Origin of the sequence: Xanthocytophaga flava (genome assembly GCF_030068545.1) — a bacterium.
GTDB lineage: Bacteria > Bacteroidota > Bacteroidia > Cytophagales > 172606-1 > Xanthocytophaga > Xanthocytophaga flava.
The window spans coordinates 66,879-80,017 of the sequence record NZ_JASJOR010000001.1 but is presented as its reverse complement, the minus strand read 5'-3'; the positions used below and the strand labels follow the sequence as shown (position 1 = coordinate 80,017).

11 protein-coding genes are annotated in these 13,139 nt (G+C 38.1%); 2 read left to right on the top strand and 9 right to left on the bottom strand.

What is annotated here, in order from left to right:
* Window positions 1-360: 360 nt before the first annotated feature.
* The 5 genes from QNI15_RS00335 to QNI15_RS00315 form a co-directional block, all read right to left on the bottom strand.
* Entirely contained in the window at window positions 361-2,334 is a 1,974-nt protein-coding gene (locus QNI15_RS00335; protein ID WP_314029961.1) for a glycoside hydrolase family 9 protein, read from the bottom strand.
* Window positions 2,335-2,514: 180 nt separating this feature from the next.
* The gene (locus QNI15_RS00330; RefSeq protein ID WP_314029959.1) at window positions 2,515-3,246 is read right to left on the bottom strand and encodes a hypothetical protein; all 732 of its coding nucleotides are present in this window, start codon (window positions 3,244-3,246) and stop codon (window positions 2,515-2,517) included.
* Between the two features lie 92 nt (window positions 3,247-3,338).
* The gene (locus tag QNI15_RS00325; RefSeq protein ID WP_313974697.1) at window positions 3,339-4,076 is read right to left on the bottom strand and encodes a PPK2 family polyphosphate kinase; all 738 of its coding nucleotides are present in this window, start codon (window positions 4,074-4,076) and stop codon (window positions 3,339-3,341) included.
* 186 nt (window positions 4,077-4,262) lie between these two features.
* A complete protein-coding gene (locus QNI15_RS00320; protein ID WP_314029957.1) occupies window positions 4,263-6,053 on the bottom strand; it encodes a hypothetical protein in 1,791 nt (596 codons plus the stop codon).
* Entirely contained in the window at window positions 6,031-6,591 is a 561-nt protein-coding gene (locus QNI15_RS00315; RefSeq protein ID WP_313974693.1) for an RNA polymerase sigma factor, read from the bottom strand. The genes QNI15_RS00320 and QNI15_RS00315 overlap by 23 nt, the downstream gene beginning before the upstream one ends.
* 223 nt (window positions 6,592-6,814) lie before the next feature.
* On the opposite strand from QNI15_RS00315, the gene QNI15_RS00310 reads away from it, so the two are divergent.
* Entirely contained in the window at window positions 6,815-7,090 is a 276-nt protein-coding gene (locus QNI15_RS00310; RefSeq protein WP_314029955.1) for a CBU_0592 family membrane protein, read from the top strand.
* Here the strand turns inward: QNI15_RS00310 and QNI15_RS00305 are convergent.
* From QNI15_RS00305 to QNI15_RS00295, 3 genes are all read right to left on the bottom strand, one after another.
* Window positions 7,085-8,623: an NAD(P)H-hydrate dehydratase gene (locus tag QNI15_RS00305; protein ID WP_314029953.1), complete on the bottom strand. Its 1,539-nt coding sequence runs from the start codon at window positions 8,621-8,623 to the stop codon at window positions 7,085-7,087. The genes QNI15_RS00310 and QNI15_RS00305 overlap by 6 nt on opposite strands.
* A 104-nt stretch (window positions 8,624-8,727) precedes the next feature.
* Window positions 8,728-10,401 carry a CotH kinase family protein gene (locus tag QNI15_RS00300; protein WP_314029951.1) on the bottom strand — a complete coding sequence of 558 codons (1,674 nt, stop codon included), beginning with the start codon at window positions 10,399-10,401 and terminating at the stop codon, window positions 8,728-8,730.
* A 107-nt stretch (window positions 10,402-10,508) separates the two neighbouring features.
* On the bottom strand, window positions 10,509-11,438 hold the full coding sequence (locus QNI15_RS00295) for a zinc dependent phospholipase C family protein (RefSeq protein WP_314029949.1): 930 nt from the start codon (window positions 11,436-11,438) through the stop codon (window positions 10,509-10,511).
* 314 nt (window positions 11,439-11,752) lie between these two features.
* On the opposite strand from QNI15_RS00295, the gene QNI15_RS00290 reads away from it, so the two are divergent.
* On the top strand, window positions 11,753-12,574 hold the full coding sequence (locus tag QNI15_RS00290; protein WP_314029947.1) for a glutaminyl-peptide cyclotransferase: 822 nt from the start codon (window positions 11,753-11,755) through the stop codon (window positions 12,572-12,574).
* Window positions 12,575-12,614: 40 nt separating this feature from the next.
* Here the strand turns inward: QNI15_RS00290 and QNI15_RS00285 are convergent, their stop codons facing one another.
* Window positions 12,615-13,046, bottom strand: coding sequence for a DUF6174 domain-containing protein (locus tag QNI15_RS00285; RefSeq protein ID WP_313999475.1), 432 nt, complete (start codon window positions 13,044-13,046; stop codon window positions 12,615-12,617).
* Between the last annotated feature and the right edge of the window lie 93 nt (window positions 13,047-13,139).

The window sequence follows — 13,139 nt, the reverse complement described above, 5'->3', positions numbered from 1 at the left end:
TCAATGCTGGTTTCTATACACTATTTGAGGCTATGAACCAATGAAGTTAGGCTATGACTTTAAATACATGGCAAAAGTAGGGGAGAAGATAATAGTATATCATCCCAAAGTTCAGTTAACGACTTGTCTATCCAGGAGATGGTAGTGGATTCACACCAATAGGTTTGAGGCGCATATTTCGTTGTTGATAGGATGTGCTTCATAACATCTCCGTAGTTTGTAGTGAATTCCGCTCAAAAAAAGTTTTGCCGTGAACTATGCGCAAACAAAAAATCTTCAGTAAAAGATACCACATCTCTTACTGAAGATTAAGGATTAACTCTGTTAGTTTAAAATATTGATAAATTGTAAAGAGAAGGATTATCCTTTTGGTGGATCAATACCTCCTAGTTTCTTTTTGCCTTCCCATACACTGATTTGATTTACTTTTACTGGATTCTTTCCTTGAGAAGAGAGTCCTTTAAAAGACCAGTCGTTTGCATTATTCCAACTACCAGAGCTTTTCAGACGAAAAACAACCTCTTTGCGATAGAATGGTGTCCATCCATTATTGGGATCAAGTCCCCCCGGAAAAATAGGTGTATTGGGGAAAGTGACTGTAACAAAGTATATACTTCCTTGATAGAGAGTCGGCTGGGATATAGTAGCTCCTTTTCCATTGACAATTTCTGCTTGTGTTTGTGTACCAGGTTCTGCCTGAAAGTAATATCGGAAAGAAAGATTAGATGATACTTTGGCTGGGAATGCAGAGCGATTATTTAGCCATGCTTTTATCTCTACAGATTCATTATCCGTGTCTGCAATAGATGCTTCAACAAAATATTCATCATCTGGTTTTTCTTTAGGCGGAAAATTAGGAAGTGGCTTACCTCCAACTACTGATGTCATACGAGCCATATTGGCAGTAATACCTGCATTAAAATCCAATGCTACCTCTGTTTGTGCTGCATTTCCAACTTCTGCTTTGAATTCATCGTTCCAGTTTGGTCCTCCTAATAGACCTCCATATAAAATATGACGTGGTTGATACCGGAATTCCGGTTTCTCTTTATTTAAATGTTCCCAACCTGCCCAGGGTGCATGTGCTGTACCATGATGAGGAGTATTAACAACTGTTTTCCCTGCTGGCTGGAAGCCCAAGAGATAACTCCTGTTTTGAGGGTTACTACCCAAAGAATAATCTAACTGACTTTTAGCCCATTGCTCGTATTTGGTTTTACGTGCCCCTGCTGCTAAATGATCTGCATATACAAACAGCAGCCATGCTGTATTATTGGCATGTCGAAGCGTTCCCCACTCAAATCCTATTTTTGCAAGACCTCCAGGACTTTTGGGTAGATTTAGAAATCTATCCAGTGCAGCTTCTGTCTTCTGTTTATATAAGGTATTGTCAGGAAAGTCTTCCGAAAGCAACATAAAACAAGGGATATCATAGGTGCTATAATTATAGTAAGCCTCCGGCACCCGATTGGCAAATCTGCCAGCTAACTGTTCTGCTTGTTTCAAATATTGAGCAGATGCTTCTGGTTGTAAAGACTTTGTAGCACGATATAACCAGATTGCAGCCAGGCAAAGCTGATCCTCAAAACGGTTCTCATCATAGTTTTCAGTATGTTTTACAATTTCTCCTTTCGCGTTTTTAACAGTTCCATTACCCTGATAAGTAGTTGCAAATTCATATAGTTTCTGAGCATTTAATAATAGGGCATCTGCATATTGAGTATTCCCATTAGTTCTGAAAACAATGGAAGAGACTGCCTGAGAAGCTGCCATTGCTCCTACAATACTGGTTGCAGGAGCATCTTTGTCTGCATAAAAGGAAGGGCGATTGGGATACAATGCCTGCATAATTTCGTTGGCAACCCAGGATTTATGTTCTTCGTCTACATCTCCTACTTCAACGAAAACACGGTAGGTAGGCAGGTCATCAATGCTTTTGAACCGAAGACATTTAATGAAATAGTCGCCTACCCATTTTAAATTACTCAGTAAATAGGGCATTTGGCCTGATTGCTGGTATCCTTTAGGATATTCCAGTGCGCTCCATGCCAGAGTAGAGGCTGCAAATGACATCGTTGCATTCCACTTAGGCGAATCGCCTGCATCATACCAGCCTCCTGTCAGATCAATACCTATATCCTTTCCATCGCGTAAATGAGAATCGCCTCGCCAAGTAAGCCGGTTATTGGCTGGCATCTTGCCTGAACGTTGGGCCTCATAAAAAAGTAATGTTTTTTGCAGACCTTCTGCATAGTTATATTGTGCAGATAGGTTTTGTATTCCAAATAGGGAAAGTAAAATACTGTAGGTTGTAAGAGAAATCAGGTATTTCATAGTAAGTATGAATAAATAAAAGAGTAGTAAAACAGCCTATCGGAAAGATGTCTGTTTTATAATGCTTTATATAACATAAAGCTGGACAAATCCAAATAGAAAGGCTCACCGTTAGGCGAGCCTTTTAGTGCATTAGTAAGATCAACTTATAAAATGTAAACGCATTATTTTTGAAAAGTATCAGAAGGATAAGCCTACCCGAATAGACATACGATGCAGAATAATATTTTTGGAAGTAGTTTCCTTTTCATTTATAAAGCTTTGTTGTGCATGTTGGTGGCGATAACCTATTGAAAAGGAGAATGCTGTTCTTTTCTCTGATCTGGCAATAAAGCCAACTGTCGGATTTATGAACAAGCCGCCTTGAGAGAGCTGACCATTTATGGAGCTGCCATTGAAAGCTTTTGTATAGAGTCCATAACCCATATCGAAAGAGATAAGAGGGGTTAGCCAGTTAGTGAGAGGAGTGTACATACCTCGTAGAAATAGGGGTAAAGTTGTGCCTGACTGATAAATATCCATTGCCGCTCCTATACCAGTAGCCCAATGAGAATTCCATTGATATCCTGAGACAATCTGAAGTGAAGCCTCCGTATTCCGTTTCTCTATCGTTATGGGGGTATCATGTCCAAAAAGTAAACCGGCTTCAACTGCCAGGAAGTATCCATGTGTACGAAACTTAACTCGAACAGGCTCACGGGCAATACTGTCCAGATCACTGAGCTCAAACCGGAATAAAGAGCCTTCTGTTGTCTGAATTTCTATCAATGAATCTAGGTACTGTAAGGATTTTGCATTTCGGATAATGCTGCCATTTTTTAAATAGAGGACTTCTTGTGTACGCTTTTGTTGTGCATTAGTGAGTTGGCATATACCAATGCACATGAATATGAACAATGTTAGTTTTTTCATAAGCAGATAAATATTATCCCATACTTACTATATTTAAGCATGGGATAATGGATGTAAGTGTGTTTTTGAAACAACTAATTAGGCTATATCTACTACTTTAGGTCCGGATATTTCAATGGTAGTTGTTCCAGCGCCTTTAACGTTGCTTTGGCTATTATATAGTTTTTGTACCAGTTTTTATCTGCTGGAACAATGTTCCAGTCTGCTGCCTTCGAGCAGTGTTCAAAAATATCTTCGTAAGCGTCCAGATATATGTCTCTTTTGGTGGCAACCTGCCAGTCATTGTCATTATGTTTCCAGAACTTGGTTCGATTTTCCATTCGTTCTGTTAACCGTTCCCTCTGTTCTTCTGCCGAAACATGCAGGTAGAATTTGAGAATAACTGTATTGTTCTCAGTAAGTAACGATTCAAAATCGTTGATATGTTTGAAGCGTTTCTTTATCGTTTTGTCATCTATCCATTTTTCTACCCGAGGTACCAGAACATCTTCATAATGTGAACGGTTGAAAATGCCAATTATCCCTTTACCTGGCACTTTTTGATGAATGCGCCACAAAAAATCGTGCCGGGATTCTTCCTCTGTAGGAGCTTTAAAGGCTACAACTTGTACTCCTAATAGATTCAACCCACTGAATACATCATTGAGAACGCCGTCCTTCCCGGATGCATCTAAGCCTTGTAAGATAACTAAGAGACTATACTCGCCCTGAGCATAAAGGATCTTTTGCTTTTCCCGTAGTTGTTCCAGCAATTCTTCTGTCTTTTGTTTGATAGTCTCTTTGTCAGTATTTTGAGGAGGTCTTGTATCTGTATTTTTGAACTTGGACATAAGATAAAATATTTGATAGCCTGTATATGACAAGTATACTTAAAAAATCTATGCTCAATACAGAAATATTATTGGTAATAAACTGGCCTTTGATACTTTTTGCACATATACTCATTAACTTTTGCTTCTAAATGGATTGGACATCTATTGCCTAAAATTAAAAAGGCAGCTTTATGCTGCCTTCCATTAGAATCTGTATAATATACCTGTTCCTACTCCCCACCATCCGGGAAAACTGCTTAGTGTAGATGATGTGGTTGTAGAAGAGAGTGTTCTGCGTAAACTGGGTTCGATATATATACTATACTTATTGTCAATTGCATAATCCAGTTTTACACTTAATAATCCACTGAAAATAGTGTTTTTATAAAACGAATTCTGAGAGCGGTTAAATTCGAGTGTCTCAATATTGTTTTCAGTACTGCTAATCTGACTTTTTAGAAATAAATCAGTAGAAACACCCGCACCTATACTGGCTTTTACTTTTCGATTTAGTACTTTATACAGCACCCGCATCGGAAATCCAATGTAATGATAGGTATTATCCAGACTTTGTACCTCATTAGCACTTAGAGATGTCCTATAAGATATATTATTCTGGGCCAGCGCGTAGGTAGGTGTACTTCTTGATGATGCCCCAAATAATTCATAAAAATCAGGCTGAATAGCAGAACTATTGCTAAATGCTGTATACTGGGTTACATCTATCTGGGATTTACTATATGTATACTGGACTCCACCCTGAAGCGAAAATCTTTCTGACAATGCAAACTCTGTTTGTAAGCCTGTTGCGTAAAAAGTACCAGAGTGGGTCATATTACCTATATCCTTACTTGATGAACTGACAGAACTGTTTTTTACTGCTGTTGTTGAATTAAGTGCCTGATCTGCATAGCTATTCATTGCAGAATAATTAGTTGAGTTAAAATTTGGGTTAAAACTGCCAGGAGTTGCACCACCATCTAATCTCCAACGGGCTCTATGTGTGTGTTTCTTTTGCTGTGCTGCCAGATCCTGTGCTGTCAATTGATCCCAGAAATCCTGATTTAGTTTCCAGCGAATATCTTTCACTACAGCTTTTGCCATTTGTGTATGCACAGGCAAACCTGATATAGGTTCAATGGCTGTTATAGTATTATTCGCTTGAGGTTGAATGGCTGATATATAGTTTTCCTCATTACCTGGATTGATGCCATAATCTGTAACAGCTGATTTTGCAGTATTCCTTCCAGTTGTTTTGGTGGATTTATTCTTTGTTTGTGAAGATTCGTAAGCGATATTATCTTCTGTATTTGATGTACGTAGAGTCTTTTTCTGTTTAGTTGATGGTGATGGGATGTTTGTCGCAACAGATTTTTCCTGACCCTGCGATAGTTTCTCTATGGATGAAGATGATGGTGATAATTGATCTTTCGCCCGGCCAGATTCTCTGTGCTGGTAGGAAACCGGATCTTGTCTTTCTGCAAGAGTTGAATTAGCTATTGCATCTTTTGAAATAATGTTAGTAATAGTGGAAGGAGATTGGCTTTTATCCGCTGGTTGAAGGCTTGGAGTTGATGAATGTTGAGATACTATTTCGTTGGATGTATTGGATTCAGACTTACGGGCAATAACAGATTGCATAGAATCTGCATTGAAGTTTTTCTTCTCAAAAGATTCTGAAGGCACCTGAGATTTTGAAGATACTTGACCTGATGACGGATTCTGAATCTCTTTTTCGTAATGAGTTACAATGGCAATACTATTCCCTTTCATGGATTGCCAGATAGTCCATGCACCAGTTGCAAGTATCAATAATGTTACAGATGCAGCAGCACGAAGCTTAAATAAATATAGTCTTCTTTTATATTTATCTCTTTCTGCGTCTGCCAGTTTTGTTTCAATAGTTGACCAGATCAATGGATCTGGGGGTAACTCAGCGTTTTCAAACGCGTCTCTCCACTGCTCTTCAAAGCTATTCTTTTCGGAAGCGTTCATATTTTATTTGTTGTTTATCTTCTATCATTTGACGGAGTATAGCTCTGGCGCGTGCATATTGTGATTTGGACGTTCCTTCACTAATACCTAGCATAGTACCAATTTCATTATGCTGATAGCCTTCAATGGCATAAAGGTTAAAAATGACCTGATAACGTGGTGCCAGTTGTTGCACCATTTCCAGAAGCTCCTGGAAACTCAGGTCTGATAAGGAAGAGTGTGTATCTTCTGCTTCATGTATGTCATCTATATCTACTGCCGGAAACATGTATAATTTACTGCGATTCTGATTCAATGCTGTATTGATAACAATACGTTTGATCCATCCTTCAAGAGGGCAATCTCTCCGAAAATCTTTTATTTTTTCAAAAACTTTAATAAACGATTCCTGTAGTACATCTTCTGCTTCCAGTCGGCTTTTAGCATAGCGCAGACACACTACAAACATTCTCTTTGAGAAAAGTTCGTAGAGGCGTCGCTGTTGGGTCCTATCTCCTCTTATACAGCCTTCTATAAGTTCGTCTTCACTGAATAACATTCAGTCTGTGGTTGGGAGTAATGTGGTAAAAGTGGTAATTCAAAAGATCGATTTCATAGCTACAGACGAAATATCCAGTATCTGTTTTCTTCAAGACTCTTAAAGAATCAAAATGGTTGCACGCACTATGAAAAATTATTTTTATTGTAAGTGGAAGTTATGATCTTCCTGGTAATTTACGATTTTAGATTAGAATAGATTCACTTTTTAATGATTTTAACAAATGACCACAACTGATCTTATAGTGGAAACTGTTGGCTGGATAGGCTCTGTCTTAGTGGTAGCAGCATACTTCTTAAATATGAGTGGCAAAGTGGATGCTCAATCTTCTGTATATAAATGGTTAAATATTGTAGGAAGTGCAGGCTTAATCGTTCTTACTTTATATCATCAGGCTATTCCTTCTGCAGTGGTAAATATAATCTGGACAGTAATTGGAATTGCTGCATTGATCAGAACAGCCAAAAAGCATCCCAAAGTAGATACGGAACAGTTATGATTTTTGAGTTGACAAATCTGTAATAGCCAAAAAAGCTTTGGGTAGGTTGTCTGTCAGATCAGAGGCTATCATTGCATAGATGCTTTTCTCTTTGGCAGCAATATCTCCTGCTAATCCATGAAGATATACACCAAATAGTGCCGCATGAGTGGGACTATACTTCTGTGCCAGAAGAGCTGTAATGATACCTGTAAGTACATCTCCGGAGCCACCTGTGCCCATACCTGGATTGCCAGTTGAGTTAAAATGAATACTGCCATCTGTTAACGCTACCGCTGTATGTGCACCTTTCAGACATACGATAACCTGATGCTTTACAGAAAACTCACGTAATAGATCGAGTTTTTCATAATCATTTTGCCATGAACGGTTTAGTAACTTCTGAAATTCCTTAGGGTGGGGAGTAAGGATTGTATTTGCAGGTAGTTTTTCTAGCAGGGGTCTGCCTTCTGGAGTTGATAGATTGTTAATCCCATCTGCATCAATAATGAGTGGAATAGAACTACTATGTTCTATTATAGAACGAATTGAGAAAAGAACCTTTGCACCAACACCAAGTCCTGGTCCGATACCTATCGCAGAATAATTTTTAAGCAGATCCTCTGTCCATTCTGTTGTAGATAAATATTCATCTGGATCTGCAGAAAACAAGGCTTCCGGTATAGTAGATTGTATCAGATCATTGGCATGTTTAGGGGCATGAAGAGTTAATTTGCCTGCTCCGCTACGTAAACAGGCTTGTGCAGAAAGGATTGCCGCTCCCATCATACCATAACTGCCTGCGATAAGTAATGCATGACCATTGGAACCCTTATGCGAAAATTTTGAGCGTTTTTTCAGGTAGGTAATTGCCTCACTTGTATCTGTATAGAAATAGTTTGTGCTAGCCTGAGCAATAGCAGTAGGATGTAAGCCAATATCTACCAGATGCCAATCTCCTACAAACTCTGCATTTTGCGGGAGCATAAATGAAAGCTTAGGAAGTTGGAAGGCAATGGTTTGACTAGCTTTTATAATAACATCTTCTTTTGAGTTATTTGTATCTGCAAAAAGTCCTGAAGGAATATCAACAGCAATAATAGTTTTGGCCTGGTTTATTGCCTGTACTATATCAGCTGCCAGACCATCTAATGGGCGATTTAAGCCTGAACCAAATAAAGCGTCAATAATAATATCTTCAGCATGAAATTGAAGAAGTTCAGATTGGGAAGTAATCTGTTGTACAGAGATTGAAGAGGGTAATCGTTGGAGATTGATGTCAAAATCTTTGGATGTTTTTTCTGTAGGTAAGACAGTATATACGTCAACTTTATAGCTATACGAGTGCAGGATTCTGGCAATTGCCAATCCATCTCCACCATTATTGCCTGGCCCACATACAATTTTAATTCTGTTTACATTGAAATAATATTGCATAAACCAATCACAGAATGCAGTAGCTGCCCGTTCCATAAGATCAATGGATGTAACAGGTTCGTGGCTTATTGTATACTCATCTATTTTATGTGTTTGGGATGCAGATACTATTTTCATATTTGAAAGGCGACTAATCTGTAAAAAGATATAGATTATACAAAGTTGTCCTGGAATTTGCATAATCTATAATCTAAAGACGGTTCTTGTAAAAAAAGTTTCTTCTAATTGCTTTTCACAACCTTCTGAGTAGAAATCAATACTTCCTTTACGTATAGTTTTATGAGCAGTATTCCGGAAGGTAGTTGAGAAGCAGATAATAATTCCGGAGTGTTCGCTGACTTAAAACTATGAGAGGTAATTTTTTGTCCCAACATATTGTATACTTCGGCTACGACAGGGACATTTTCATTGATATGGTCAAGTTGTATATACACATCACCAGATGATGGATTAGGATAGAGATGAACCTGACCAGACTTATTTTCCTGTTCAATTGCAAGTGCATCACATACCCCTGGAATTGTATAGTCCAGCCATGCTAAGCGAGTAGCTAACCAAGTCTTCAGGTAGTCTACTTCGCCCTGATAACTGCCAGGAATAACAGCATTAGGCCATACATATTCTTTTAAGATTGGCCATTTTTGGTAATTGCGATTTTGTGGTTCCTGTAGCATAGTAGCCAATGAGTCTATAAAATGCATCAGAGAATCTGTGTGAAAAGCTTCTTTGCGTAATGTAATCCACCTACATTTTGCTTCATCTCTATATCTGGTGTCTTCCAGCAGACGTTCCCACCAGAATGGAACAAGTGAATAGTCACCAGGAAATGAAGCGTTCATCTGATAAGCCCATTGATCGGTCCTGTTGCCATTGTAATAGTCTGCATTCCCTTGCGAGATATTATAATCCCATACAGGTCCCATATTTAATAACCCACCCTTACTATCTTTGTTTTTATACATAAATGTACTTATCCGATAGCCATCCACATTAAATACTGTTTCAGTAAGTAGGAAATAATCGATAAAAGAAGCTGTATTAATATATTTTCGATAACCTCCTCTGGTTGAGTCTGCAAACAGGCTACTTTTCAGGCTGCTTTCGAAGGCGTTGATAAATCCTTGAATGTATTGTTCTTGCTGTTGAGTAATATCATCGTCTTTAGGTGGATTGTGTTTTTGTGGATACTCATAGAGAAAGGTGATTTTTCGAGCCTGGTTGGTATCAGATGGAAGGTTAGGTTGGTACTGAGAATCGAAGCTGCCTCCCATAGTTCCTGTTGCCTTGTCTATTTTTAATATATAACCACCTGTAACATTATCACCAGTGTTATCTGTACTTTTTAATTTTGAAATATTGACCCGATTCGCATTCCGTTTGATTTTTTCAAGCAGAATATAGACACCTTTATATTCTCCATCTATAACCAGTTCACAATAGCGAAAACGGCTTGCATACCAACCCATTCTTTGGGAAAGATGATAAGCGATAACATCACGCAACATACTCTTATCACTGTAGGGTGCATAAAGAATCCAATCATTTTCAGCTGGTAGCCCTAGTAGAGATACATCCTGATTCTTATCTGTATCGGATGTATCCCGTATTTCAAAACCATACGATTTCTTAGGATACATTTGTGAGCTGGAACCTCGAATTTCTATACCGATTTTACCATTATAGTTATTCCATTTGTCTGTGATTTTATTGATGGTTCCGGGACCGTTATCTATAATACCCATATCTGCAATGATTTTGGGATCATCAACGATTGCCTGACCATGAGTGTCAATGATGATAATAGGAAGGTTGGATGTTGTGAAATTCTGGCTGTAGACTACAAATGGGATAAAAGCGAATAGAAAACTATAAACGATAGTAGTACAAAACTTCATAATGATAGGTAGGGGTTATAAGTATTTTTTCTGTTTGGATAAATGTAGGTAAAAAAAGTATGGTAGATTTAAATTAGATGTTGAAAGAGTTCAAAGAATATACTTTTCTATGCAGAATAATATCTGCGTCGTCTGACATAAAGCGTTTTTTCTATAAAGGGGTACTGTTCTGGATTGGCTAGTTGGGAGTTATTCTCATGTGGGCGGACTTTAAGATTTCCCTTATCCCATAATTGTTTATTCCGCTCTATAGAATCTGTTTCAGATGGTGTAAATTCAAACACCGAAAGAGGGTATAGATCAGGTTGCCCTGCATCTACCCAACAGGTAAACCAGAAATCGCGAACAAGTTCAATAGCTAAACGCATCTGTCTTTCAACCTGACCATTAAGCATGTGATGATAGGCATTTACATAGTCTCTTGAGTATACACGTTGTGTTGTCGCACCTCGTTGTTCGAAGCTATATTTTTTATCATCTGAGAATTTTTGCGAAAGTAGTTTCTCAAAGCGTAATACTGAATCCACTGCATTATTCGCCTGTTGCAATGCCAGCCATAGGCGTTGTTGGGGATGGTACAGGTAATGCGCCTGGCCTATCCAGAAATCATAATTTTGAGAGAATAACTCTGGTATGCGTGCTTCCCATAATCCATGAATACCATGTTGATTGGTAAGCTGCCCATTATAATTCCGGGTTGTGTGTAATGGTACATTCAGATCTCCAATATAATGTCCTATATCAGCTGATAGTGTTAAGATCCGCTTAGGATTGCGCTGAAGAAAAGCTTCTGTCAATTGAAACTTCATTTGCATAACCCACCATGGAACAATACCATGGGTTTGAAGCGTGTCTTCGGTATAGTGATTTATCGCATCCGTCCAGTTACGTGGTAGTTTAAAAATAGCACTATCGCCATACGCCTCCATATCAATATAGTGTTTTACAGCTTCTCCTGGTACAATATAACGTCTGCGATCTGGATTGACGGCATTCTCTGTAATAAACACAATGTGATGTTTATAGAATGAGATCATTTCAGGAGGAAGACCAAAAACGGCTAACCTGTTGATCTGTTTGTGAGCATAAAACCCCCATCCAAAAGAGGTGGAAGTGATGCAGAATAAAATAAAAATGCAGTATACTCTTTGGAGATTCAAGAAAGTGTCAGATAAAAAATGGAATAGATATACACAAAAGATTCGTAAAATAAGTGATTGATTGATTACTTGTTTTGTGGTCTATCATGTTTTTTTAGTGAATGGCGATTTTATGTGTTCTTTGGCGCGTTGTTTTGATGAGAAAATCTCTCATCGTACTTTTGAAACATATATCAGTTGCATACAAATACATGATAAGATCATACATACTTTGGGGGGTAATTCTGGTTAGCATCCTTGTAGGATGTACGAGTGAGACCCATACAGATGAAGCTTCTGCAGTGACAATACCTTCAGGTTCTACTCTCAATTATGGTGTACTAACAACCTATCCACATGATGTTACTTTATTTACTGAGGGCTTATTGATGTACAAAGGTAAATTATATGAAAGTACAGGATCACCAAGTGAATTGCAACAAACAAGATCATTGATAGGAGTTGTAAATCTTGCAAATGGTAAAATGGAAGAGAAAATAGAGCTTGATCGAAACAAGTATTTCGGGGAAGGCATCGTATTCCTGAATGATAAACTTTATCAACTCACATATCGGACAAAGATTGGATTTATGTATGATGCCACTACTTTCAAGCAAATCGGAACATTTACCTTTCCAAGTAATGAGGGATGGGGATTTACTACAGATAGTACAGCTTTGATTATGAGTGATGGTTCTAATAAACTAACCTATCTGAATCCAAAATCTTTTAAGGTTGAGAAAGTATTGTCAGTCACAGAAAACGGAAGTCCAGTCACAAATCTTAATGAACTAGAATTTATTCACGGCTTTATTTATGCAAATGTCTATACTACAAACTTTATTGTTAAAATAGATCCTGGTACAGGCAAAGTGGTAGGTCGTCTGGATTTTTCTTCTCTTGCCTATGACGCCAAGGCTAAGAACCCTTCAGCCTTGGAAATGAATGGGATTGCCTATGATCCGACACGAAATACAGTGTATATTACGGGTAAGTTATGGCCTGTCATCTATGAAGTGAAAATAAATAACTGATTCCTTTGCCAAAGGAATCAGTTGTATGTGATTAGTAGTCCTAATGGGATACATTCTCAGAATCATAACCAATCTCCTCATCCGCCATTTGTTCACTCTTGTCTATATAGATAGATTTAGGATAGCCTAATACATCATCATAGGTGACATTGATAACAGCCACGCTTTTAGGATCTGTAGTTTGAATGAGTTGAAAAAGCTCATCAATAGTTTTATAGTTCTTTTGCAACTCTGCAGGCAAGCTGGCACCAGTGCTATCTTTAACATCTACAATCTGATTATTTTGTACTATCACTGTCATCTTTTCGCCTCCTCTGATACAGAAACAATTTAGTCGTTGAGTGAAAGTATAATTCACCAATCGTTTGGATGCCCAGCGAGATGAGTTAGCTTTTAACTCTGCTGATGTAGATTCATCTTTAGAACATGCTAGTAATAGCAGGAGACTTACTATAAATAATGCAGGTTTCATATGATCGCGTTTTTTAGTCAAGACACGATCTTATACTAAATGGTTGCATTATCTATTGTATTTCCGAATCCTTTTCCAATAGAAAAGGATTCG